This window comes from Streptococcus oralis, assembly GCF_023109155.1.
Lineage (GTDB): Bacteria > Bacillota > Bacilli > Lactobacillales > Streptococcaceae > Streptococcus > Streptococcus oralis_BZ.
This window is the reverse complement of record NZ_JALDUA010000004.1, coordinates 124,563-149,398: the sequence shown is the minus strand read 5'-3', so window position 1 is coordinate 149,398 and position 24,836 is coordinate 124,563. Positions and strand designations below refer to the sequence as shown.

General features: G+C 42.2%; 26 protein-coding genes. 22 read left to right on the top strand and 4 right to left on the bottom strand.

Features of this window, described 5'->3' with window-relative positions:
- Nucleotides 1-474 precede the first annotated feature (474 nt).
- Nucleotides 475-2,451, top strand: coding sequence for a CAP domain-containing protein (locus M1F63_RS08515; protein WP_000731510.1), 1,977 nt, complete (start codon nt 475-477; stop codon nt 2,449-2,451).
- Between the two features lie 121 nt (nt 2,452-2,572).
- Here M1F63_RS08515 and M1F63_RS08510 read toward each other — a convergent pair whose 3' ends face one another.
- On the bottom strand, nt 2,573-3,025 hold the full coding sequence (locus tag M1F63_RS08510) for a universal stress protein (RefSeq protein WP_000079162.1): 453 nt from the start codon (nt 3,023-3,025) through the stop codon (nt 2,573-2,575).
- Between the two features lie 167 nt (nt 3,026-3,192).
- Here M1F63_RS08510 and M1F63_RS08505 point away from each other — a divergent pair, with 167 nt between their 5' ends.
- The 3 genes from M1F63_RS08505 to rpmH all read left to right on the top strand — a co-directional run bounded on the left by M1F63_RS08505 (nt 3,193) and on the right by rpmH (nt 5,130).
- The gene (locus M1F63_RS08505; RefSeq protein ID WP_247941202.1) at nt 3,193-3,492 is read left to right on the top strand and encodes a hypothetical protein; all 300 of its coding nucleotides are present in this window, start codon (nt 3,193-3,195) and stop codon (nt 3,490-3,492) included.
- A 144-nt stretch (nt 3,493-3,636) separates the two neighbouring features.
- On the top strand, nt 3,637-4,851 hold the full coding sequence (locus tag M1F63_RS08500; protein WP_000666454.1) for a pyridoxal phosphate-dependent aminotransferase: 1,215 nt from the start codon (nt 3,637-3,639) through the stop codon (nt 4,849-4,851).
- A 144-nt stretch (nt 4,852-4,995) separates the two neighbouring features.
- Complete coding sequence (gene rpmH, locus M1F63_RS08495) at nt 4,996-5,130, top strand: 50S ribosomal protein L34 (RefSeq protein WP_000831905.1); 135 nt, start codon at nt 4,996-4,998, stop codon at nt 5,128-5,130.
- 181 nt (nt 5,131-5,311) lie between these two features.
- On the opposite strand, the gene M1F63_RS08490 is transcribed toward rpmH, so the two are convergent.
- Nucleotides 5,312-7,156, bottom strand: coding sequence for an APC family permease (locus M1F63_RS08490; RefSeq protein WP_247941201.1), 1,845 nt, complete (start codon nt 7,154-7,156; stop codon nt 5,312-5,314).
- Between the two features lie 150 nt (nt 7,157-7,306).
- On the opposite strand from M1F63_RS08490, the gene M1F63_RS08485 reads away from it, so the two are divergent.
- From M1F63_RS08485 to pflA, 15 genes are all read left to right on the top strand, one after another.
- Nucleotides 7,307-8,080, top strand: a complete 774-nt coding sequence (locus M1F63_RS08485; protein WP_000575641.1) for a TatD family hydrolase — start codon at nt 7,307-7,309, stop codon at nt 8,078-8,080.
- Nucleotides 8,080-8,643 (top strand): ribonuclease M5, encoded by a 564-nt coding sequence (gene rnmV, locus M1F63_RS08480; RefSeq protein WP_247941200.1) that lies wholly within the window; start codon nt 8,080-8,082, stop codon nt 8,641-8,643. The genes M1F63_RS08485 and rnmV overlap by 1 nt, the downstream gene beginning before the upstream one ends.
- 11 nt (nt 8,644-8,654) lie before the next feature.
- Entirely contained in the window at nt 8,655-9,509 is an 855-nt protein-coding gene (locus tag M1F63_RS08475) for an SDR family NAD(P)-dependent oxidoreductase (RefSeq protein WP_247921092.1), read from the top strand.
- A 234-nt stretch (nt 9,510-9,743) separates the two neighbouring features.
- Complete coding sequence (locus M1F63_RS08470; protein ID WP_247921091.1) at nt 9,744-11,135, top strand: SseB family protein; 1,392 nt, start codon at nt 9,744-9,746, stop codon at nt 11,133-11,135.
- Between the two features lie 7 nt (nt 11,136-11,142).
- Complete coding sequence (locus M1F63_RS08465; RefSeq protein WP_000692386.1) at nt 11,143-11,439, top strand: hypothetical protein; 297 nt, start codon at nt 11,143-11,145, stop codon at nt 11,437-11,439.
- Between the two features lie 157 nt (nt 11,440-11,596).
- The gene (locus M1F63_RS08460) at nt 11,597-12,427 is read left to right on the top strand and encodes a dimethyladenosine transferase (protein WP_247921090.1); all 831 of its coding nucleotides are present in this window, start codon (nt 11,597-11,599) and stop codon (nt 12,425-12,427) included.
- A 12-nt stretch (nt 12,428-12,439) separates the two neighbouring features.
- Entirely contained in the window at nt 12,440-13,312 is an 873-nt protein-coding gene (gene rsmA, locus M1F63_RS08455; RefSeq protein ID WP_084849019.1) for a 16S rRNA (adenine(1518)-N(6)/adenine(1519)-N(6))-dimethyltransferase RsmA, read from the top strand.
- A 1-nt stretch (nt 13,313) separates the two neighbouring features.
- Nucleotides 13,314-14,192, top strand: coding sequence for a ribosome small subunit-dependent GTPase A (gene rsgA, locus M1F63_RS08450; protein WP_247921089.1), 879 nt, complete (start codon nt 13,314-13,316; stop codon nt 14,190-14,192).
- A 10-nt stretch (nt 14,193-14,202) separates the two neighbouring features.
- Complete coding sequence (gene rpe / locus M1F63_RS08445; protein WP_044020195.1) at nt 14,203-14,859, top strand: ribulose-phosphate 3-epimerase; 657 nt, start codon at nt 14,203-14,205, stop codon at nt 14,857-14,859.
- Complete coding sequence (locus tag M1F63_RS08440) at nt 14,822-15,484, top strand: thiamine diphosphokinase (protein ID WP_247941199.1); 663 nt, start codon at nt 14,822-14,824, stop codon at nt 15,482-15,484. The genes rpe and M1F63_RS08440 overlap by 38 nt, the downstream gene beginning before the upstream one ends.
- 1 nt (nt 15,485) lies before the next feature.
- Nucleotides 15,486-16,742: a DNA recombination protein RmuC gene (locus M1F63_RS08435; protein ID WP_000450917.1), complete on the top strand. Its 1,257-nt coding sequence runs from the start codon at nt 15,486-15,488 to the stop codon at nt 16,740-16,742.
- Complete coding sequence (locus M1F63_RS08430; RefSeq protein WP_247941198.1) at nt 16,732-17,673, top strand: 3'-5' exoribonuclease YhaM family protein; 942 nt, start codon at nt 16,732-16,734, stop codon at nt 17,671-17,673. Before M1F63_RS08435 ends, M1F63_RS08430 begins: the two co-directional genes overlap by 11 nt.
- Before the next feature lie 104 nt (nt 17,674-17,777).
- On the top strand, nt 17,778-18,605 hold the full coding sequence (gene purR, locus M1F63_RS08425; RefSeq protein ID WP_247941197.1) for a pur operon repressor: 828 nt from the start codon (nt 17,778-17,780) through the stop codon (nt 18,603-18,605).
- A 66-nt stretch (nt 18,606-18,671) separates the two neighbouring features.
- The gene (locus tag M1F63_RS08420; protein ID WP_247941196.1) at nt 18,672-19,928 is read left to right on the top strand and encodes a diaminopimelate decarboxylase; all 1,257 of its coding nucleotides are present in this window, start codon (nt 18,672-18,674) and stop codon (nt 19,926-19,928) included.
- 121 nt (nt 19,929-20,049) lie between these two features.
- Complete coding sequence (gene pflA / locus M1F63_RS08415) at nt 20,050-20,844, top strand: pyruvate formate-lyase-activating protein (protein ID WP_247941195.1); 795 nt, start codon at nt 20,050-20,052, stop codon at nt 20,842-20,844.
- A 72-nt stretch (nt 20,845-20,916) separates the two neighbouring features.
- Here pflA and yidC read toward each other — a convergent pair whose 3' ends face one another.
- Both yidC and M1F63_RS08405 read right to left on the bottom strand, forming a co-directional pair.
- Entirely contained in the window at nt 20,917-21,846 is a 930-nt protein-coding gene (gene yidC / locus M1F63_RS08410; RefSeq protein ID WP_247941210.1) for a membrane protein insertase YidC, read from the bottom strand.
- A gap of 77 nt (nt 21,847-21,923) precedes the next feature.
- Nucleotides 21,924-22,202 (bottom strand): acylphosphatase, encoded by a 279-nt coding sequence (locus tag M1F63_RS08405; protein WP_001174620.1) that lies wholly within the window; start codon nt 22,200-22,202, stop codon nt 21,924-21,926.
- 33 nt (nt 22,203-22,235) lie between these two features.
- Here M1F63_RS08405 and M1F63_RS08400 point away from each other — a divergent pair, with 33 nt between their 5' ends.
- From M1F63_RS08400 to asnA, 3 genes are all read left to right on the top strand, one after another.
- Nucleotides 22,236-22,976: a TrmH family RNA methyltransferase gene (locus tag M1F63_RS08400; protein ID WP_247941194.1), complete on the top strand. Its 741-nt coding sequence runs from the start codon at nt 22,236-22,238 to the stop codon at nt 22,974-22,976.
- A gap of 54 nt (nt 22,977-23,030) precedes the next feature.
- A complete protein-coding gene (locus tag M1F63_RS08395) occupies nt 23,031-23,714 on the top strand; it encodes a Bax inhibitor-1/YccA family protein (RefSeq protein WP_001076870.1) in 684 nt (227 codons plus the stop codon).
- A 109-nt stretch (nt 23,715-23,823) separates the two neighbouring features.
- Nucleotides 23,824-24,816, top strand: coding sequence for an aspartate--ammonia ligase (gene asnA / locus M1F63_RS08390; RefSeq protein WP_000747998.1), 993 nt, complete (start codon nt 23,824-23,826; stop codon nt 24,814-24,816).
- Nucleotides 24,817-24,836 lie beyond the last annotated feature (20 nt).

The window sequence follows — 24,836 nt, the reverse complement described above, 5'->3', positions numbered from 1 at the left end:
GGGATTTTTTGACCTGAAATCCGAACAATTACATATATATCACTAATTATTATTAGCATATTTATACTTATTTTGAATTAGAAAACGTTTGAAATTTTTTTTGGAAAAGAAAAGAAAAATATTTTAGTTTACAAAAAATAATGCAGAGTGGCATTTTACCCCAATTTATCTAGCTTTCCTTTTAAAAAAATATCAAAAAAAGATGAGTCAAATTATTTGATATTTGAAAGTTGATGTGTTAGAATGAATTCAGAAAGCGAATAAATATAAAATCCTCACGCTGCTATAATATGCTCTTTTTAAAGACAGAAAGTCAACTTGTTTATTTCAGGCCTGTTAACAAGTTGATGTGAAGAATTCACTCTAGTTTTGAGGGTTAGTTATAAAATTGTGCACAATTGCTTTCCAAATTTTTATTATTATTTTTATTATTTTAATTTTCAAGTTTAGAAATTAAAGAATTAAGAGGTTGAAATGAAGAAAAAATATACCTATTTAACAGCTTCTGTTTTAACAGCTGTAACAATGCTTCCAACTTTTGCACCAAGTGAAGCTCACGCTGCTTACAACTGGAATGGGAATAATAGCTACTATACAAGAACTAGCCGCCGTTCAAGCAATCGTACTTCTAACCGTACTACTGCAAATCGTAGCCGCACATCAAACTATACTGTGAGAAGTTATGGCTACAACAGTTATTACCCAAGCTATAACTATGGCTACAATAGCTACTACCCAAGCTATAACTATGGATATGGTAGCTATTACCCAAGTTACAACTACGGTTACAATAATTGGAATAACTACTATGGCTATGACAACAGTAGCAACTACTATGGTTATAACTATTGGAATAATTACAACAACCTTGCTAGCGATGAAAACTATATTTACTGGAATGGCAATCACTACTACCGCATGAACGACGGTAGCTACCGTATTTATCGTAACGGTCAGTGGAAACCTTTGACAAACAATAGTAACAACAACTCATCTACTAACAACTTGGAAAACGACCCACACTATCGTTACGAAAATGGTTACCATTACTATGTATTGGACAATGGTGATTATTACTACTACCAAAATGGTAAGTGGGTATTGGTGAAAGATTCTGCTGATACAACACCAGCACAACCGGCAACACCAGCAGAACCAAAACCAGAACAACCAACAACTCCGGTTGAGCCAGCACAACCAAGTCAACCTGAAGTTCCTGCTCCAACACCAGCAGAACCAGAGGCTCCAACACCAGCTCCTAGTGATAAACCTGAAGAGCCAACAACACCAGCTGAGCCAAAACCAGAGCAACCAGCAACTCCAAGTGTTGACCTACCAGAAAACCCACCAATTAATGGTGCTGATAGTGAATTTGATCCATTCAAGCCATCAACAGAAACACCAGCAGAACCAAAACCAGAAACACCAGCAACTCCAGCTATCCCAACAACACCAGGTTTGGTAACGACTGATGAACCAAGTGAAAACCAAATCCCTGATTATGTTGAAAAACCAGCTGAAGGATTGGAACACTTGGCTTGGGCACCAAATGGACAAACTCCAAAATTGGTTTACCCACCAGGTAAACCAGGTGATGCAGTCCTCAAGAATGATAAAAACTACTACTTCGACGGTAGTGCACATTACTACTATGTATCATCTAATTCAGAGCGTACAGGTTACTCAGCATACTGGAAGTGGCTTGGAGGAAAATGGAAACTTCAAGGGATGACTGATCCAAACGATCCAGCTCGTGATCCAAAACTTCACGAAAACACTGCTGATGACGAGTACATGTACAGTGACAAGAACTCAAGCGTGAAACTTTACTCAACTAACTTGGTAACGACTGCTAAAGCAGGTCAAGCATTGCCATTCAAGAATGTTGAAGAGTTCAAAAACTATGTCATCGAAAAAATGAATCCTAAGTTCCTTGATAACTCTGGTTGGGATGCTAAAGTTGAGTGGGAAATCGAAGATCCAGAAATCTTTGAGAAGACGAAAGAAAACCCATACGCTAAGGACTATGTCTTGATTGCAAATCTCAAGAGTGGTGTCGAAGACAAGAAATACAGTGATGTAGAATTTGGTTATGTGAAGTTTGTTTACCGTGTTGAAGCAACAAACGATACAAACTATGACTATGTTTCAAAAGCGAAAGAAGCTTTCGCTAAAATCAATGAGACTCGTAAAGCTCAAGGATTGAAAGAATTGACTTGGTCTGAAGACATTTATCAAAATCAAGCACTTCCGAAAGTAAATGAAATTTCACGTCAATACGATAGCACAGGCTTTGTAGGACGTCGTGATGAAGATGCTGCTGTTGTCGTTAAGAAATGGGCAAACAGTGGTTTGAGAGACTTGCTTCTCGATCCGAATGTCACTGAAGGAGCTGTAGCAGCAGTAGTTGATGGAAACGGTGTATACTACTGGGCATACAGTTACAAATAATTCAATCTTTTGAGATTGACTACCTTCTAAATAAGATAGAGGCTTTAAACTATTGTTTAAAGCCTTTTTCTGACCCAATCAGGACAAACAAAAAGGAGCCAGAGGCTCCCTTTTTTAATGATTACAATGTTTTTTCACTTTCTCTCACGACTAGCAAATCGACTTTTGCATGGCGGAGAATGTACTCAGATGAAGAGCCAACCAAGAGGCGTTCAAAGGCATTGAGCCCTGTTGCACCAACGAGAATCAGGTCGACATTTTCTGCGTCTGGAATAGTACGGGCAAGGAGGGTTTTTGGATTTCCCATTTCGATGACGATGTGAATATCGGTCACACCAGCATCTCTTGCGCGCTTTTCGTACTCCTTCATCAGACTTTCAGCATCGACTTGGAGCTCTTCGTAAACTTCAGCATCAAAGGTAGACACGCTTTGAAGAGCGCGTGTGTCGATAACATGGGCAATGGTGAGCTTGGATTCGTTGCGTAGAGCAGTGTAAACACCTTTGACGAAAGCCAAGTCTGCTTCTTTAGAACCATCAATTGCGACCATAACATTTTGGTAACGTTGTGCCATAATGAAACCTCCTGAAATTTTCTTACTGTTATTGTAACCCTTTTCACTAAAGAAGTAAAGTAAAAATCATATTTAAATAAATATTATCGGAGATTCGATTTGGTGGAGATATGTTAAAATAAAAGAAAACGAGCTAGTAGGAAACACAGTAAAGGGGATGAGAAAGTATGAAAGGGTCTGTTCAAGCTTCTAAAAAAATAAGTTTTCTTTATCATGGAATTATCCTTGCGTCGCTTGTAGGAGAAGTAGTGATGCTTTGGCAGCTGGAAAGAGTTGTGCCCGTTCTCTATCCAGGTTTTGTTGGATTTCTTCTCTTTCACCTAGTCTACCACATCATTTTATTGGTGATTGCAAAGAGAAGTGGTCACTTGGACTATTTGGTCACGTGGGGGCTCTTTCTCATGTTTAATCTTTTGTATGATTCCTTTTTAGCGCTGATCTTTCTAGGTTTGTCTTTTGGTATGTGAGAAAATACTTCTGTACTCTAGTTGTTTAAACGGTGAAAACCTAGTCGTTGTGAGTTTTTTTCTTTGCTTGCTCATTTCAGGAAACTTGTCGCAATCCCTTTCTAGTGGTATAATGTTACTATCTCTATGAATTGAGGAAACAAGATGAAAGAATATAACAAGTCTAGTAAGTTAGAGCACGTTGCCTATGATATCCGTGGTCCTGTTTTGGAAGAAGCTATGCGGATGCGAGCAAACGGAGAAAAGATTTTACGTCTGAATACAGGAAATCCAGCAGAATTTGGCTTTACAGCACCAGATGAGGTCATTCATGACTTGATTATGAATGCGCGTGATAGTGAGGGATATTCTGACTCCAAAGGGATTTTCTCAGCCCGTAAGGCCATCATGCAGTATTGCCAACTGAAGAAATTTCCCAATGTAGACATTGATGATATCTACCTCGGAAATGGTGTCAGTGAGCTGATTGTTATGTCCATGCAAGGGCTTTTGGATAATGGCGATGAGGTCTTGGTGCCTATGCCAGACTATCCTCTCTGGACAGCCGCGGTCAGCCTAGCTGGGGGAAATGCCGTTCACTATATCTGTGATGAAGCTGCAGAATGGTACCCAGATATTGACGATATTAAGTCAAAAATTACTTCCAATACCAAGGCAATCGTCCTTATCAATCCAAATAACCCAACTGGAGCCCTTTATCCTAAGGAACTCTTGTTGGAGATTATTGAGATTGCTCGTCAAAACGATTTGATCATCTTTGCGGATGAAATTTATGATCGCATGGTGATGGATGGACATGTGCATACGCCTGTGGCAAGCTTGGCACCTGATGTTTTCTGTGTCAGCATGAATGGTTTGTCAAAATCTCACCGTATCGCTGGTTTCCGTGTAGGATGGATGGTCTTGTCTGGTCCTAAGCACCATGTCAAGGGCTATATCGAAGGTCTCAATATGCTGTCCAATATGCGTCTTTGCTCTAACGTTTTGGCCCAGCAAGTCGTACAAACTTCACTAGGTGGGCACCAGTCAGTGGATGAATTGCTCCTTCCTGGTGGACGGATTTACGAGCAAAGAAACTTCATTTACAATGCCATTCAAGATATCCCAGGTTTGTCTGCGGTCAAGCCGAAGGCGGGTCTTTATATCTTCCCTAAAATCGACCGCAATATGTACCGCATTGATGATGATGAACAGTTCGTTCTTGATTTCTTGAAGCAAGAAAAGGTTCTCTTGGTTCATGGTCGTGGTTTTAACTGGAAGGAACCAGACCATTTCCGTATCGTTTACCTTCCTCGTGTGGACGAATTAGCGCAAATCCAAGAAAAGATGACACGTTTCTTGAGTCAGTATCGTAGATAAGGCTTTCATAGGGAAAAGCGGGAAACATTTCCTTAGAGCTATTGACAAATAGGTAAGAATCAGATAGAATAGTAAAGTATGTTTAGTAACTGATCACTTTATAGCCGGCTAAACGAATACAAAATCTATGAGGAGGTATTCATCGTGAAACGTACTTATCAACCAAGTAAACTTCGTCGTGCGCGCAAACACGGATTCCGTAACCGTATGTCAACTAAAAACGGTCGTCGCGTATTGGCAGCTCGTCGTCGTAAAGGACGCAAAGTTTTGGCTGCTTAATCCAAACGAATTCAACAAAGAAGTCAGTAGGAACTCGAGTCTACTGGCTTTTCTTTTTATCTTAAAGGGTGAATTGTCCTTGAAATCGGTCATTTCAGATGAAATTCATGGAGGGCTCGTTTAAAAGGTTACATACAAAAAACTCAAAATCAGATATAAGTTACTGATTTTGAGTTTTTGTTTATTCTTTTAAGTGATAAGAGTAGCTGGCGACAACGACGTCTTCATGCCATCTGAGAGCGTATTTTAGTTTGAGGCTCATTTGATTGTGCAGGATATTTTGCCAAGGCTTGTTAGGGATAAACTGTGGGACAAGGACTGTAACAGTGTAGTTTTTTTGCTTAGCTTCTTGGGCGATTCGTTTGACATACTTAACGCTAGGGGTGATGATGTCGCGGTAGCTAGTATTGATATTCTTCAGAGTGATATTTGGGAAGTAATCGGCAAATTCCTGAAGAATTTCTTGGTCTTTTTCTGCCGTTTCTTTAGTAGAAATGTGCATGGCTAACACTTCATCACCGATACTTTGAGCGTAGTTAATGGCTCCGACACTTACTCGAGTGACATTTCCTACTAGAACAAGGACAAGATTGCCGTCATAAGTGCGCTTTTCAATTCCTTCGTAGAGTCGTAGTTGTTTTGCCACTTTTTGGTAATGGCTGTGAATGGACAAAAAGAGGAAGGTTAAAACTAGGATAATTGGGAAGAATGGCCAGATATCACCCAGTCTGAAGAGGAGTAAAATGAGAACGATAGCATAACAAATGATGGCCCCAAGGATATTAGCAAAGGCAGGTTTTAAGAAGTTTGCTCCTTTTTCCTTTTTCCAATGACGAATCATCCCAGTCTGAGAGAGGGCAAAGGGAACGAAGACCCCGATAGTATAAAGAGGAATCAAGCGTTCAGTATTCCCATTAAAAATGAGAAGAAGAATCATAGCCCCAAAGGCCAGAGTTAAGATACCGTTGGAGTAGCCAAGACGATCCCCCTTTTCCATAAAGAGATGGGGCATGTACTTGTTTTTAGCCATATTGTAAGCCAGCATAGGGAAGGCTGAAAAGCCAGTATTTGCAGCTACAGCTAGAATCAAGGCTGTTGAGAACTGGAAGAGATAGTAGCTGGCATGACCAAAGAATGAATCACCAAGAATGCCCTTGGCCATTTGCGAGAGGATGGTTTCTCCGTTTTGAGGCGTGATGCCCATCCAGTAGTTTAGGAAGGTGATGCCTGCAAAAAGAAATCCTAAAATCAGTGACATGATGGTCAAGGTTTGAGCAGCATTCTTTTCTTTTGGAGTTTTGAAAAATGGGACTGCATTTGAAATAGCCTCCACCCCTGTCAGGGATGCCGAACCGCTGGTAAAGGCTCTCAATAGGAGAATGATGGAAAGGCTCGGAACAGTTTGTCCAATGGTTGAAGTCGCCTGATAGTTTAGGGAACCTGTAAATAGTTGAAAGAATCCATAAAGCAAGAGAAAGACGGTACTGAAGATAAAGAGGTAGACGGGAATCATCAGAGAGCTGGCAGATTCTTTCAACCCTCTTAAATTCAAGAGCATGAGCAGGCAGACTAGGAAAATAGAGATATGAAGATTGTAGGGATGGAGGGCAGGGATGGCTGCAGTAATAGCATCAGCTCCAGAAGCGACGGATACGGCTACTGTCAGCATATAGTCAACAAGGAGACTGCCTCCTGCAATCAAGCCCAGTTCAGGGGAGAGATTTTCCCGAGTAACCATATAGGCCCCTCCTCCTTGAGGATAGGCGTGTATGATTTGACGATAGGAAATGGTCAAACTAGCGAGGAGTAAAAGGACAAAAATACCGATAGGGAGGCTCCACCAAATAGCGAGAGGAGAGAGACTGACTAAAACGAGAATGACTTGTTCAGGTCCATAGGCGATGGAAGACAGGGCATCACTGGATAACATTGCAAGTGCCTGCATTTTTCCTAATAAGCCCCCTTCGCTGTCTGTGAGAGACTTGAGTGGCCGACCGATAAAGGTATATTTTAATTTTCTAAACATTTTTTTTCCTTTACTAAAAATTTCAATAAGTGTTATTATACTGCTTTGAAAAAAGGCAGTCAAGGGAGAACGATTGATATTAGAATATTTTTACAAGCCGAGGGATGCTATTTTTGGTATAATAGAGGGAAGAAAACGAGGTTAGAAGAGATGATTTTTGATACACACACACACTTAAATGTAGAGGAATTTGCAGGACGTGAGGCAGAAGAAATCTCCTTGGCTGCTGAGATGGGTGTGACACAGATGAATATTGTTGGTTTTGACAAGCCAACCATTGAACGTGCCCTAGAGTTGGCAGATGAGTATGAGCAACTCTACGCGACTATTGGCTGGCATCCGACTGAAGCAGGTACATATACTGACGAGGTCGAGGCTTACTTGCTTGAAAAGCTTAAGCATCCCAAGGTTGTTGCTTTGGGTGAGATTGGTCTGGACTACCATTGGATGACCGCACCTAAGGAAGTGCAGGAGCAGGTTTTTCGTCGTCAGATTCAGTTGTCTAAGGACTTGGATTTGCCTTTTGTGGTCCATACCCGGGATGCGCTGGAAGATACCTATGAGATTATTAAGAGCGAGGGCGTTGGTCCTCGTGGTGGGATTATGCATTCGTTTTCAGGCTCTCTTGAGTGGGCAGAAAAGTTTGTCGAGCTTGGTATGACTATTTCCTTCTCGGGAGTGGTAACCTTTAAGAAAGCGACGGATATCCAAGAAGCTGCTAGAGAACTTCCTTTGGATAAAATACTCGTTGAGACAGATGCGCCTTACTTGGCACCTGTTCCCAAGCGCGGTCGTGAAAACAAGACAGCCTACACCCGCTATGTCGTGGACTTTATCGCGGACTTGCGCGGTATGACGACAGAAGAGTTAGCAGCAGCAACGACTGCAAATGCAGAGCGAATCTTCGGATTGGACAGCAAGTGATGAAAGAAAAAATTTCCCAAGTCATCGTGGTCGAAGGTCGCGATGATACGGCCAATCTCAAACGTTACTTTGATGTAGAGACCTATGAAACACGAGGTTCCGCAATAAATGACCAGGATATAGAACGCATTCAACGCCTGCATGAATTGCATGGAGTCATTGTCTTTACCGATCCAGATTTTAATGGGGAGCGGATTCGGCGTATGATTATGACGGCCATTCCAACGGTGCAGCATGCCTTTCTCAAGCGAGATGAGGCTGCTCCCAAATCCAAGTCCAAGGGATGTTCTCTGGGAATCGAACACGCCAGCTATGAAGACCTAAAAACAGCGCTGGCTCAGGTGACAGAGCAATTTGAAAATGAGAACGAATTTGACATCAGTCGTGGTGACTTGATTCGCCTAGGTTTCTTAGCGGGAGCAGACAGTCGTAGGCGCAGAGAGTATCTAGGCGAACAGCTCCGCATCGGCTATTCCAATGGAAAACAGCTGCTCAAGCGGTTGGAGTTGTTTGGGATAACCTTGGCAGAAGTGGAAGAAATGATGGCTAAGTATTCAGACTAACGGAGTCAGAAATGAAAAAAGTGATTATTACGGGTGGCAATAGTGGTATTGGCTATCAGGCTGCAAAACAGTTGGCTGAAAAGGACTGGTCAGTGACTCTCTTTTGTAGACGGAAAGAAGCTGCTGAGCAGGCCTGTGAGAAAATCCGTCAACAAACAGGAAATCCGCATGTAGATTATATCTTGGTTGATCTATCTGATGTGGAGAGTATCAAGAAAGCGGTAGAACAGTATATCCAAAAAGAAGAGACTTTAGATGTTTTAATGAACAATGCAGCTGACTTTGACTTATCGGTCAAAAAGCCAATCCTGACTAGGGAGGGATTAGAAAAGCAATTTGCGACCAATGTGGTTGCTCCCTTTTTACTTTCTACCTTGTTGAGGGGCTTGTTAGAAAAGTCAGAAAGTGGTCGGATTATTAATATTTCTTCCCAAGGGCTGGCGCTTTATCCTTTCATGAAGCTTGATTTTGAAAATTTAGCTGGTCAAAAACATTATAGTCCTGCCAAGACCTATTATCAGAATAAACTGGCCTTGTTGATGCTGTCGCTTTATATGCGGAAACATTGGGAAGGTATCAAGGTTCAGGCAATCCGTGTGACCAATGTCAAAGTTGATATGCGTCGCTATGATCACCTCAGTGCTTTTATGAAAAATTTGTATAAAATCAAGTCAAGATTTTCAATTAGCCCTGAAGAAATGGCCAAAGTCTATACAGCCTTATCTACAGAAGATGGATATGACGGTTTTTTGTATGACGAGAAATGCAGGGAAGTAAAAGCAAATAGATCTGCTTACGAAGAAGAGGAGCAAGCAAAACTCTATTCCTTACTTGAACAACTGACATTTTCAAGAGACAATCTATAAAGAATTAAAAAAATAAATTTTATGCTTACTTCAATAGTGGAAAGAAATTTAGATATCGAAATCTGTTTGGAGAGTCCTGAAAAGTGATAACAATAACCAGATAGCCCAAAAATACAAAGGGAATGTGTTACAATAGAGGTAATAGCATATGCTTCAACTATGCTCAATACCATGCCTGATAAAAAAAGATAATTGATAAAATCAGCACTTGGGTGAAATTAATGAGGAAAAGCAATGGGAATTTTTGATTTTTTTAAAAAGACAGAAGCACAGAAGACAACAGAAGAAACCAAAGGAGATGCTTGTCTAGGAGTTTTGGGTTTCTTTCCAATGAAAGAAAAGAGGGAATTACTGATTGCTGCGACTTTGGAAGGGAGTTTGACAGTTGGTGATCGTCTTCAGTTTTGCAATCCCGATCAAGGTATGGATACTCTTGAAACTGTAGTTGTAAAAAAACTTACTTGCCAAAACAAAGATGTGGAATCTCTTAGAGATGAGGAGTTAGTTTATCTAGAGATCGATATGCTTCCCTCTCTAGCTAAGTTAAAAAAGGGAAGTGTGCTCTATAGTCCTGGTGTAGCTGAAAAAAAGCGTTTATCTAGCTATGCTTATGCTCTCTATCGAACTTTTGTGACTATTCAAGAAGGTAAAGTAAGCGATGAGGACTATCAGAATCTTAGTCTTGATGATAGTATCGAAATTTTACAGGCTTTTTTATGGGATTGCCGTCAAAAACCAAAAAGTGAAGAGAGTAATCAAGAAAATACTCGTAAGTCAGAGCGTCTAGCAGAAATTGTCAAGGACAAGTTGCTAGAAGCAGATTTGATTTATGCAGTTTATTCAGAAAATACTGGGGAACCTTATCTTTTCTCAACTACATATGATAGAGGTGACGAAGGCTATCTATGCACTGACCCGATGATTATGCTATTTACCCCTCGTTGGTATCATCAGTATAAGGAAACAATTGAAAACCAACTAAAAGTGGTAAAACGGATTGAAAATACGGAAGATAAAAAAGGAATTGAGAATTTTCTTGGGACAGCTTTTTACTTGAATGGTGCTTTAGGAGCATTCTTTAATACCAAAGAAGTTAGTATAAGTTCTTCTATTTTAGTTCAAAAACCAGATTTTTCAGGCTTGCCAGAGATACAAGTTCCTGTTATGAACCCTGATATTGTGAGATGGATGCTTTTGATGGGACAGATGGATAGACCGACTACAGAAGAGGAAGAATTAATTTATAAACTCTATTATAAGTTCTTTTCAATGGCAATGCCAAAAGCTAAATTCCTTCTTCCTATAAATGCATCATCAGGATTTCCTGAACCTAGTCAGGAAAGTAATGCTCATGTTTTAGAAGAATCCGCTACATTTAATCTTCCGACTAGAGAAGGAAAAAATGGACGAAATTCGGTTTCAGTGTTTACGGATTGGAAACGTTTGCGAATGGTTTTCGATGAAAATTGGAGCGCGATGATTGAAAACGCTGGAGGCATGATTGAAATCTTTGACTATGCCATTAACCAGACTGAGTATTATAAAGCGGGTGTTTATGTCAGTGACAAAGCGTTTAAAGAAATGCAACAGTTCAGTGAGGAACTAGAAGGAAGAGCTAAAGGCTGATCAAGAGATGAAAATAATCGTTGATAGAGAGTCTATCTGTATGGGGGATGATGTTCTGCCTCACAAGGTAGAACTTGAAGTTCCTGAGGACATGACAGTAGAGGAATTTTGTGATTTTCTTCAAAAGGACAGATATTTGCCTAGATTGGATACAGAGTGGCTTCTCCGACATGGTGGGCAGACAATAACAAGCTATCATACAGAAACAAAAGAACTGACGAATCCCAATATCTATTTAAAAGACCTGATTCATCAGAGTTCTAGAGGAAATGAATTTGTTTGGATATATCGCCGTTCCTATTAGAAAAGAGAATAAATGATTTTCTTAAAAGATAATGAATGAAAATTAGAACAATATGCATTGACTTTTTGGTCACAAGAGGCAATCTAAACAGTTGGCCCTGTTTGGAGTGACTTTGACGGAAGGCAAAGCCTTCATAAAAATGGTGAAAGGAAACGATATGGCAAATAGAAGCTATATTTATTTAAAAAACGGGAAAGATGTACGTATTTTAACGGAGGGAGTTTACACCATTCCTTATTTTTGGCAATTATTTTGGGATGAAAAAGATGTGCGAATGCCTAATATTCTATGGAAAAAATTTAATATCTTACTTCCTATTGAAAAATTCCAGAAAAAGGCCACCCAAAACCGCTCCTTTTTAGAAAAGAACGCTCCTCAGACCTTGCAATTATATGATGATTTTGTTCGCTATATTCTTGCAAATGTCAAAGCAGGTGACATGCTAGGATTTGATGTTTTAGAAGTTGCTGATATGGATGGATTGACTACAGTTTCGCGAAAGCTTATAAAAAATATCCGAGCCATTCAGGAAAATCAACCCCAAGAATTGGATTTTTCTTTAACAGAAAAGAACATAATTTGGTCTGCTATGGGATTTCCTGATTATTATGCCTCAAAATTATTGCCAGAAGATAATATTCTAGACTCGGTTGCATACCAAGATGAATTGAAGAAAATGCAAGGCCCAAAAGAAAAACAAGCACAAGGTCGAGAAGAGAATCAAAAACAAGACCAAGAAGAAAAACAAGCACAGGGTCAAGAAGAGAACCAAGAACAACATCAAGAAGACGAGCAAGCACCACGTAAAGAAGATGAGCAAGTGCAAGGCCAAGAAAATAAGCTAGCACCACGCAAAGAAGATGAGCAAGTGCTTGATGAGACTGGTGCCGAATCTAAAGATGACGAGTACCATATTCCTTTGAGATTTTGGTTTCTCTTGGTGTTGGTAATTGTTTGGGTTTATAGATTGTTTTTAGCTAACAAATAGAAAAGAGAATACATGAGAATTGCAGATTATAGCGTGACCAAGGCAGTGCTGGAACGTCACGGTTTTACCTTTAAAAAGTCCTTCGGACAAAATTTTCTGACCGATACCAATATTCTTCAAAAGATCGTGGATACAGCTGAGATTGATGACCAGGTTAATGTCATTGAAATTGGGCCAGGAATTGGTGCTTTGACGGAGTTTTTGGCTGAGCGTGCGGCAGAGGTTATGGCATTTGAAATCGACCACCGTTTGGTACCGATTTTAGCAGATACCCTGCGTGATTTTGACAATGTGACAGTAGTCAACGAGGACATTCTGAAAGTGGATTTGGCGCAGCATATCCAGAGTTTCAAAAATCCAGACCTACCAATCAAGGTAGTAGCCAACTTGCCTTACTACATTACGACTCCTATTCTCATGCACTTGATCGAGAGTGGCATTCCTTTTAGTGAGTTTGTCGTCATGATGCAAAAAGAAGTGGCGGATCGCATCTCAGCCCAACCCAACACCAAGGCTTACGGTAGTTTGTCGATTGCTGTGCAGTATTATATGACAGCTAAGGTTGCCTTCATCGTGCCTCGTACGGTCTTTGTGCCAGCCCCAAACGTGGACTCAGCCATTTTAAAAATGGTGCGCCGTCCAGAGCCTGCTGTAGCAGTAAAAGATGAGAACTTCTTCTTTAAGGTTTCCAAGGCTAGCTTCACTCATCGTCGCAAGACCTTGTGGAATAACTTGACAGGCTATTTTGGAAAGACTGAGGAAGTCAAGGATAAGCTGACCAAGGCTTTGGATCAGGCGGGCTTGTCACCATCTGTGCGTGGGGAAGCACTTAGCTTGGAAGAGTTTGCCAGTCTAGCTGATGCGCTTAAAGGACAAGGACTCTAAGATGCAGGGACAAATTATTAAAGCCTTGGCAGGATTCTACTATGTAGAGAGTGATGGCCAAGTCTATCAGACACGCGCGCGTGGAAATTTCCGCAAAAAAGGTCATACGCCCTATGTTGGGGATTGGGTAGATTTTTCTGCAGAGGAAAATTCCGAAGGTTATATCCTCAAAATTCACGAACGGAAAAATAGCCTGGTCCGTCCGCCCATTGTCAATATTGACCAAGCTGTGGTGATCATGTCGGCTAAGGAGCCGGATTTTAATAGCAATTTGCTGGATCGCTTCTTGGTTCTCTTGGAGCACAAGGGCATCCATCCTGTTGTCTATATTTCTAAAATGGATTTGCTAGAAGATAGGGAAGAATTAAGTTTTTTCCAACAAAGCTATCGTGCTATTGGTTATGATTTTGTGACCAGTAAAGAGGAACTCTTGCCACTATTGACGAACAAGGTGACAGTCTTTATGGGGCAGACTGGTGTTGGAAAATCAACCCTCCTCAATAAAATCGCACCAGATCTCAATCTTGAAACAGGAGAAATCTCAGACAGTCTGGGTCGCGGTCGCCATACCACTCGAGCTGTTAGTTTTTACAACCTCAATGGGGGTAAAATAGCAGACACACCAGGCTTTTCATCGCTGGATTATGAAGTGTCAACGGCTGAAGACCTCAATCAGGCCTTTCCAGAGATTGCCAGTGTCAGTCGAGACTGCAAGTTCCGTACTTGTACCCATACCCATGAGCCGTCCTGTGCGGTTAAGCCGGCTGTTGAAGAAGGAATCATTGCATCCTTCCGTTTTGATAACTACCTGCAATTTCTCAGTGAGATTGAAAATCGCAGAGAAACCTATAAAAAAGTCAGCAAAAAAATTCCAAAATAAGGAGAAACCTATGTCTCAATACAAGATTGCTCCGTCAATTCTGGCAGCAGATTATGCCAACTTTGAACGTGAAATCAAACGCCTAGAAGCAACTGGTGCAGAATATGCCCATATCGATATCATGGATGGTCATTTTGTACCGCAAATCAGCTTTGGTGCAGGTGTGGTTGAAGCTCTTCGTCCACATAGTAAGATGGTCTTTGACTGCCACTTGATGGTAGCTAATCCTGAGCATCATCTAGAAGATTTTGCGCGTGCAGGAGCGGATATCATCAGTATCCATGTAGAAGCAACGCCTCATATCCATGGCGCCCTCCAAAAAATTCGCTCTCTCGGTGTTAAACCTTCGGTTGTTATCAATCCTGGGACACCTATCGAGGCGATCAAGCACGTCCTTCACCTAGTTGACCAAGTCTTAGTCATGACAGTGAACCCTGGATTTGGCGGTCAAGCCTTTCTGCCTGAAACCATGGACAAGGTTCGTGAGTTGGTTTCCCTTCGTGAGGAAAAAGGCTTGGACTTTGAGATTGAAGTCGATGGCGGTATTGATGACCAGACCATTGCTCAAGCCAAAGAAGCTGGTGCAACAGTTTTTGTAGCGGGATCTTATGTCTTTAAGGGAGATGTCAATGAACGAGTGCAAACTCTCAGAAAACAACTGGACTAGGGTTGCTGTTTTTGCCGGCGGAGATCGCGGTCATTATCGGACGGATTTTGATTGCTTTGTCGGTGTGGATCGCGGTTCGCTCTGGGTCTTGGAAGAAGATCTGCCTCTGGCTCTAGCAGTTGGGGATTTTGATTCGGTGACTGCAGACGAATGTCAGTTGATTCATGCACGTGCCCAGCACTTTGTTCAAGCCCAGCCAGAAAAGGATGATACGGATCTAGAACTAGCACTTTTAACGATTTTTGAAAAAAATCCTCAAGGCCAAGTGACCATTTTTGGGGCTTTGGGTGGTCGTATTGATCATATGCTGGCTAATGTCTTTCTGCCTAGCAATCCCAAGTTGGCACCCTATATGCGCCAGATAGCGATTGAGGATGGGCAAAACTTGATTGCCTATTGTCCAGAAGGAACCAGTCAGCTAGAGCCCCGTTCAGACTACGATTATCTAGCCTTTATGCCAGTTCGGGATAGCCAGCTGACTATTCTTGGTGCCAAGTACGAATTGACAGAGGAAAATTTTTTCTTTAAAAAAGTGTATGCTTCTAACGAATATATAGATAGGGAAGTTTCGGTAACTTGCTCAGATGGTTATGTCGTCGTGCTACATAGCAAGGACAGGAGGTAGGATGGAGACTGTATTATTACTATTATTAATTGTCAACCTAGCTGGACTCTTTCTGATTTGGCAAAGGCAGGATAAGCAAGACAAGTACCTAGCCAAGAGTTTGGAGGATCAGGCAGACAATCTTTCAGATCAACTGGATTACCGCTTTGAACAAGCCAGACAAGCCAGCCAGCTGGATCAAAAAGACTTGGAAGTGGCTGTCAGCGACCGTTTGCAAGAAGTGAGAATGGAGTTGCACCAAGGCCTGACGCAAGTCCGTCAAGAAATGACAGATAATCTGTTGCAAACTAGGGACAAGACCGACCAACGCCTCCAAGCTCTGCAGGAATCAAATGAGCAACGTTTAGAACAAATGCGTCAGACAGTCGAGGAAAAGTTGGAAAAGACCTTGCAGACGCGCTTGCAGGCTTCCTTCGAGACAGTTTCCAAGCAACTGGAGTCTGTCAATCGTGGTCTTGGAGAGATGCAGACAGTTGCCCGCGATGTTGGTGCTCTTAACAAGGTTCTCTCTGGGACCAAGACGCGAGGGATTCTGGGCGAATTGCAACTGGGGCAAATCATCGAAGACATCATGACGCCTACCCAGTACGAACGAGAATACGCAACTGTTGAAAACTCTAGCGAGCGAGTAGAGTACGCCATCAAGTTACCTGGCCAAGGCGACCAGGAATATGTCTATTTGCCGATTGACTCCAAGTTTCCACTGGCGGATTATTACCGCTTGGAAGAAGCCTATGAAGCAGGCGATAAGGACGAAATCGAACGCTGTCGTAAGTCACTCCTAGCAAGCGTCAAGCGCTTTGCCAAGGATATCAAGAGCAAGTACATAGCGCCACCGCGGACGACCAATTTTGGAGTCTTGTTTGTTCCGACAGAAGGACTTTACTCAGAGATCGTCCGCAATCCGGTCTTCTTTGATGATTTGAGACGGGAGGAGCAGATTATTGTTGCTGGTCCAAGTACCCTATCAGCCCTGCTTAACTCTCTATCAGTTGGCTTCAAGACTCTCAATATCCAAAAGAGTGCCGACCATATCAGCAAGACTCTTGCCAGCGTCAAGACCGAGTTTGGCAAGTTTGGTGGCATTCTGGTCAAAGCACAAAAGCATCTCCAACATGCCTCTGGCAATATTGATGAATTATTAAACCGTCGTACCACAGCTATCGAGCGGACGCTCCGTCACATTGAATTATCAGAAGGTGAGCCTGCGCTTGATCTACTCCATTTCCAAGAAGATGAGGAAGAATATGAAGATTAGTCACATGAAAAAAGATGAGCTGTTTGAAGGTTTTTACCTGATTAAGTCAGCTGACCTAAGACAGACGCGTGCTGGGAAAAATTACCTAGCCTTTACCTTCCAAGACGATAGTGGCGAGATTGAAGGGAAACTCTGGGATGCCCAACCTCATAACGTTGAGGCCTTTACCGCTGGGAAAGTCGTCCACATGCAGGGACGTCGAGAAGTTTATAACAACACTCCTCAAGTTAATCAAATCACGCTTCGCTTGCCTCATCCTGGGGAACCCAACGATCCAGCTGACTTCAAGGTTAAATCTCCAGTTGATGTCAAGGAAATCCGTGACTATATGTCGCAAATGATTTTCAAGATTGAAAATCCTGTTTGGCAGCGTATCGTTCGTAGTCTCTACACCAAGTATGATAAGGAATTCTACTCCTATCCAGCTGCCAAGACCAACCACCATGCCTTTGAAACGGGTTTGGCTTTTCACACGGCAACCATGGTGCGCTTAGCAGATGCTATTAGTGAGATCTATCCTCAGCTCAACAAGAGCCTCCTCTATGCCGGGATTATGTTGCACGACTTGGCCAAGGTTCTAGAACTCAGCGGTCCTGATCAGACGGAGTACACAGTGCGAGGCAATCTCATCGGTCATATAGCCCTCATCGATAGCGAAATTACCAAGACAGTCATGGAACTGGGCATCGATGATACTAGAGAAGAAGTGGTGCTACTGCGCCATGTCATCCTCAGTCATCATGGTCTCCTAGAGTATGGTAGTCCTGTCCGTCCACGCATTATGGAGGCAGAGATTATTCATATGATCGATAATCTCGATGCCAGCATGATGATGATGACAACAGCTCTTGCTTTGGTGGATAAAGGAGAAATGACCAACAAAATCTTCGCCATGGACAATCGTTCCTTCTATAAACCAGATTTAGATTAATAAATTAAGAAAAACGAGCATTTTTTACACAATAATGTTCGTTTTTTTATGTGAATATGGTATAATGGATAAAATATCAAAATTAAATGGAATGGTAAATAAAAATGAAATTAAGAAGAAGTGATCGGATGGTTGTCATTTCCAACTATTTGATTAATAATCCATACAAACTAACCAGTCTCAACACCTTTGCAGAAAAGTACGAATCTGCTAAATCCTCTATCTCAGAGGATATCGTGATTATCAAGCGTGCCTTTGAGGAAATCGAAATCGGCCATATTCAGACTGTGACGGGAGCAGGTGGTGGCGTTATTTTTACACCATCAATCTCTAGTCATGAAGCCAAAGAAATGATCGCAGACTTGCGTGATAAACTTTCAGAAAGTGACCGTATCTTGCCAGGTGGCTACATCTACCTGTCTGATTTGCTCAGTACACCTGCCATTTTGAAAAATATTGGGCGCATCATTGCCAAGAGCTTTATGGACCAAAAAATCGATGCCGTTATGACAGTAGCAACAAAAGGTGTGCCACTCGCAAATGCAGTTGCCAATGTCCTCAACGTTCCATTTGTCATTGTGCGCCGTGACTTGAAAATTACCGAAGGCTCAACAGTCAGCGTCAACTATGTATCAGGTTCTAGTGGTGACCGTATTGAGAAAATGTTCCTTTCAAAACGCAGCCTCAAGGCAGGCAGTCGTGTCTTGATTGTGGATGATTTCTTGAAAGGCGGAGGAACTGTCAACGGGATGATTAGTCTCTTGCGTGAGTTTGATTCTGAACTAGCTGGTGTCGCAGTCTTTGCAGACAATGCCCAAGAAGAACGTGAAAAGCAGTTCGATTACAAGTCACTCTTGAAAGTAACCAATATTGATGTTAAGAACCAATCCATCGATGTCGAGATTGGAAATATCTTTGACGCAGACAAATAAGAGATAGAACTGAAGGTTGGAACGATTGTCCCAGCCTTTCTTTGCAGACAGAATAGAAGGACGCTTATGAAAACACCATTTATCAACCGTGAAGATTTAGAAACGATTGTTGCAGAGTTCCCGACTCCGTTTCACTTATATGATGAGAAGGGAATTCGCGAAAAAGCAAGAGCGGTTAACCAAGCTTTTTCCTGGAACGAGGGCTTTAAGGAATATTTTGCAGTCAAGGCCACCCCAACCCCAGCCATCTTGAGAATCCTCAAAGAGGAAGGCTGTGGTGTGGACTGTTCCAGTTATGTGGAGCTCCTGATGAGCCGTAAACTTGGATTTGCAGGTCCTGAGATCATGTTCTCATCAAACAATACGACAGACCAAGAGTACGCTTATGCCCATGAATTAGGTGCGACCATTAACTTAGATGCCTTTGAAGACATTGAACATCTGGAGCGAGCGACAGGTGTCCCAGAAATCATTTCTTGCCGTTACAATCCAGGTGGAGTCTTTGAATTAGGAACAGACATCATGGATAATCCTGGGGAGGCCAAGTTTGGGATGACCAAGGATCAACTCTTTGAAGCCTTTGCTGTTTTGAAGGAAAAAGGAGCTAGGACTTTTGGGATTCATTCCTTCCTAGCATCAAATACCGTGACCCATCTCTACTATCCAGAGTTGGCCCGTCAGCTCTTTGAATTAGCTGTGGAAATCAAAGAAAAATTGGGCATTTCACTGGACTTTATTAACCTTTCTGGCGGAATCGGTGTCAACTATCGCCCAGACCAGGAGCCGAATGATATTGCGATGATTGGTGAGGGTGTGCGTAAGGTTTATGAAGAAGTCCTTACGCCGGCAGGTCTTGGTCAGGTCAAGATTTTCACTGAATTGGGCCGTTTTATGCTGGCACCTCACGGAGTTCTCGTCACCAAAGTCACTCATAAAAAGAAAACCTACCGTACCTATCTGGGCGTGGATGCCTCAGCAGTTAACCTCATGCGCCCAGCCATGTATGGAGCCTATCACCATATCACCAATCTGACCCATCCAGATGGACCAGTGGAGGTGGTAGACGTGGTCGGTTCACTCTGCGAAAACAATGATAAATTTGCAGTGAATCGCGAGCTACCTCATACAGAAATCGGTGATTTGCTGGTGATTCATGATACAGGTGCACATGGATTCTCCATGGGTTACCAGTACAATGCTAAACTACGATCGGCAGAAATCCTCTATACCGAAGAAGGCAAAGCCCGCCAAATCCGCCGTGCAGAGCGTCCTGAGGACTATTTCGCAACCTTGTATGGTTTTGATTTTGAACCAGATCACTAAGAGGGAATGAAAATGAAAGTGAAAAACAGATTGCTTTCTAAAAAATAGACAAAAAAACCTTGTTTTTCACCTTACTCGTGATATAATAAAACTATAAAACGGTTTCAAGGAAGGTGACGATATGTCTGAAGAAACAATTGACTATGGACAAGTGACAGGAATGGTGCATTCGACAGAGAGTTTTGGGGCGGTGGATGGCCCTGGGATTCGGTTTATCGTCTTTTTGCAGGGCTGTCAGATGCGTTGCCAGTACTGCCATAACCCCGATACATGGGCTATGGAGACCAATAAATCACGAAGACGGACAGTAGACGATGTTTTGTCAGAAGCCCTTCGCTACCGTGGATTCTGGGGAGACAAAGGAGGAATCACTGTCAGTGGAGGAGAAGCCCTCTTGCAGATTGATTTCTTGATTGCCCTCTTTACCAAGGCCAAGGAAAAAGGAATCCACTGTACCTTGGATACCTGTGCCCTTCCATTCCGTAATAAACCACGTTATCTCGAAAAGTTTAATAAACTCATGGCTGTGACTGACTTGGTTCTCTTGGATATCAAGGAAATCAACGAAGAACAGCACAAGATTGTCACTAGCCAAACCAATAAAAACATCTTGGCCTGTGCCCAGTACCTATCAGATATTGGGAAACCTGTTTGGATTCGCCATGTGCTGGTTCCAGGATTGACAGATAGAGATGAGGATTTGATCGAACTTGGTAAGTTTGTCAAGACCCTCAAAAATGTTGACAAGTTTGAAATCTTGCCTTATCACACGATGGGTGAGTTCAAGTGGCGTGAACTTGGAATTCCTTATTCGCTCGAAGGGGTCAAACCTCCCACAGCAGACCGTGTCAAGAATGCCAAGAAATTGATGGATACAGAAAGTTACCAAGACTACATGAAACGTGTTCATGGATAAAAAAAGAAGCCCGATGGAGATATCGGGCTTTTGTGATGATAAAAAGCCTAGCATTTCAGCTAAGCTTTTTTCTTATTTTCTAGAATGTTGTTTACCAGCATTGCGTTTTTTATGTTTCTTATTGGTCATAATCGCAGTTGCTTGGTTTGGAGTGACATCTTTGCGTCCTCCTCCAGTTGAAAATGAACTTGCTTTTGGTGGATTTTTGGCAAATTCTTCACGAACTTTTTTGCGAAGTTTTGGACGAACAACATAGTTAACGATGAACTGTTGGAGAATCATCATGAAACCACCGACAACCCAGTAAAGCGTCACACTGGCTGGTGCGAAGAGGGAGAAGACGACAATCATGAGTGGACTCACGTAAATCATTCTTTTTAGTTGATCTCTTTGCATCTCGTCTTCTACTCCATGAAGTGAGAGGAGTGATTGGAGGTAGTAGAGGATACCAGCGAAAGCGACAAGGAGCAGACTTGGTGAACCAAGATCGATACCCAAGAAGGTAGAGCTAGCTACACCATCAGTGTATTGGGCTGCAAAGTAGATAGCAGAGAAGAAAGGCATTTGAATGAGGATAGGGAAACATCCTACTCCACCGAACATGCTGATGCCATGTTCTTTCTGAGTATCCCAGAGAGCTTGTTGCGCTTCTAGTTTTTCTTCTTGAGTTGTTGCCTCTTTGAGGCGTTTTTGATGTGGTTCGAGGACGTGTTTGAGGGCATTCATCTTTTCAGAGTGAAGCGTTGCCTTCCATGATTGGTAGATACCAAGTGGCAAGATAATCAAACGCACGATGATGGTTACGATGATGATAGCCACACCAAAGCCTAGACCTTTATCAGTAGCAAAGTACTTGATGGCCTCTGCCATAGGTGCTCCGATGGTATTCCAAATCAATCCTGTGGGTTGTCCTGTTGCTTTGTCTACTTGGACACAGCCTGACAAGACGAGTAGCATAGCCACTCCCATAGCAGAGAGGGCAAAACGTTTAATAGATTTCAATGTTTTCATTCCTTCTTTAAAAATTATACCTTTCTATTCTACTGTTTTTTTGTAAAATATACAATAGTTCTAGAGACCTAATTTGCGACTTTGAAGTCCGAATAGGATGAAAAGTTGCTCATTTGTACATCTAGATAGGTAACTTTTGAAAAAGGTGTCGGACCTTTTCGGATTTCTTGGATAAATTTTGCCATAGTTGCAGAGGAGTCTGCCTGAGCAAGAATTTCCACTGTGCCATCATCGTTATTCCAGACACGACCAGTGATACCACCGATTTCAAGAGCTAAAGTATAAACACCCCAGCGAAAACCAACACCCTGCACCCTGCCTTGGGCAATCATTCTAACCTTTTGCATACCAAACCCCTTTGATTGTGATATAATATTTCTATGACTATTATAACCTCAAAAGCCAATTCAGTGGTAAAAAATGCCAAGAAATTGCATCAAAAAAAATATCGAAAGTCTGCCTATTTGATTGAAGGTTGGCACTTGTTTGAAGAAGCTGTTCAAGCTGGAGTGAGGATTGAAAAGGTCTTTGCCCTAGAAAGTTACCGAAATCAGCTAGCTAATTTTCCTCAAACTGTCTGGGTTTCAGAGGAGATTTTGCTGGATTTGGCAGATACGCAAACTCCTCAAGGGATTGTTGCAGTGATTCAGAAAGAAGAAGTGGGACTGCCTGATTTTAGTCAGGGGAAGTTTCTATTTTTAGAAGACGTCCAAGATCCTGGTAATGTGGGCACTATGATTCGGACTGCTGATGCTGCAGGTTTTACAGGGGTTATTGTCTCAGACAAGTCAGCAGATATCTACAGTCTTAAGACCCTGCGTTCCATGCAAGGAAGTCATTTTCACTTGCCCATCTATCGGATGCCTCTTGCCACCTTTGTAGAAGAGGCAAAGAAGAGCAATTTGCCTCTTCTGGCAACGACCTTATCGAGAGATTCAAAGGATTATCGTGAGCTTTCTCCCTTAGAAAACTTTGCTTTAGTCATGGGAAATGAAGGACAGGGGATTAGTTCTGTCATGGCTGAGAGTGCTGATCAGCTGGTTCATATTGGCATGAAAGGCCGAGCAGAAAGTCTCAACGTGGCAGTTGCAGCAGGCATTTTGATGTTTTATTTCAGCTAATTTAAAAAAACTTTGTTATAATCAAGACATATTTATAGAAAAAGGAGAATCAGAATGAATCAAACGATTATTCAAGAACGTTCAGGTCTCAATCAATTTTACGCTAAGGTTTACGCCTTTGTGGGACTTGGAATAGGTCTATCGGCTCTCGTGTCAGCTTTGATGTTGACAGTCTTTCAGTCCCAATTGGTCTACTTTTTAATGCATGGCCGTCTCTGGTTGATGATTGCAACTTTTGCAGAACTTGCTCTAGTCTTTGTTGCAAGTAGCATGGCTGCAAAAAATAGCCCAGCAGCTCTCCCAGTATTTTTAGTTTATTCTGTTTTAAATGGCTTTACGCTGAGTTTTGTCGTAGCCTTCTATACACCTGGGACCGTCTTATCAGCCTTTGTATCCAGTGCCCTTCTCTTCTTTGTCATGGCGGCAATCGGAATTTTCACCAAGAAAGATTTGAGTGGAATGGGCCGAGCTTTGATGGCGGCGCTTGTTGGTCTCATCATTGCTATGGTTGTGAATCTATTTTTAGCCAATAGCTTCTTTGACTACATGATTAGTATTGCCATGGTCTTGGTCTTCTCAGGTTTGATTGCTTGGGATAACCAAAAGATTCGCTATGTTTATGAGCAGTCACGAGGACAAGTAGCGACAGGCTGGGTCATTTCAATGGCGCTTAGCATCTACCTAGACTTTATCAACCTCTTCCTTAGCATCTTACGAATCTTTGGTCGAAACGATTAATGAATGTCAGAGTCAGTGTTCAAAAGAGCACTGACTTTTTCTTATTTACTCTTTTCTTTTCTTGGAAATAGGTGTATAATGCTTTTAACTAATTTTTGAGGAGCTGTTTATGAAGAAAAGTTTTATTCATCAACAAGAAGAAATTTCCTTTGTCAAAAACACTTTTACCCAGTATTTGAAAGATAAGTTAGAAGTTGTTGAAGTTCAAGGTCCTATCTTGAGTAAGGTCGGGGATGGGATGCAGGACAACCTGTCAGGTGTCGAAAATCCAGTATCTGTCAAGGTTTTGCAGATTCCAGATGAAACTTATGAAGTCGTTCACTCACTTGCCAAATGGAAACGCCACACCTTGGCTCGTTTTGGTTTCGGTGAAGGTGAGGGTCTGTTTGTTCACATGAAGGCCCTTCGTCCAGACGAAGATTCGCTCGACGCGACCCACTCAGTTTATGTGGACCAGTGGGATTGGGAGAAGGTTATCCCAAATGGTCAACGCAATATCGCCTATCTCAAAGAAACTGTTGAGAAGATTTACAAGGCTATCCGTCTGACAGAGCTAGCCGTAGAAGCCCGCTATGATATCGAATCCATCTTGCCAAAACAAATCACCTTTATCCATACAGAAGAGTTGGTGGAACGCTATCCAGACCTAACACCGAAAGAGCGTGAAAATGCGATCTGTAAAGAGTTCGGTGCAGTCTTCTTGATTGGTATCGGTGGCGAGTTGCCTGACGGAAAACCTCATGATGGCCGTGCACCTGACTACGATGACTGGACAACAGAGTCTGAAAATGGCTACAAGGGGTTGAATGGCGATATTCTCGTTTGGAACGAATCTCTTGGTTGTGCCTTTGAACTTTCATCAATGGGGATTCGGGTAGATGAGGATACCCTTCGTCGCCAAGTGGCTCTTACAGGAGACGAAGATCGTCTTGAGCTGGAATGGCATAAAGCCTTGCTTAACGGCCTTTTCCCACTGACAATTGGTGGAGGTATCGGACAGTCTCGTATGGCCATGTTCCTTCTTCGTAAGAAACACATCGGAGAGGTTCAGACCAGTGTCTGGCCTCAAGAAGTCCGCGATACGTACGAAAATATTTTGTAGAGAATCGAACCGCAAGGTTC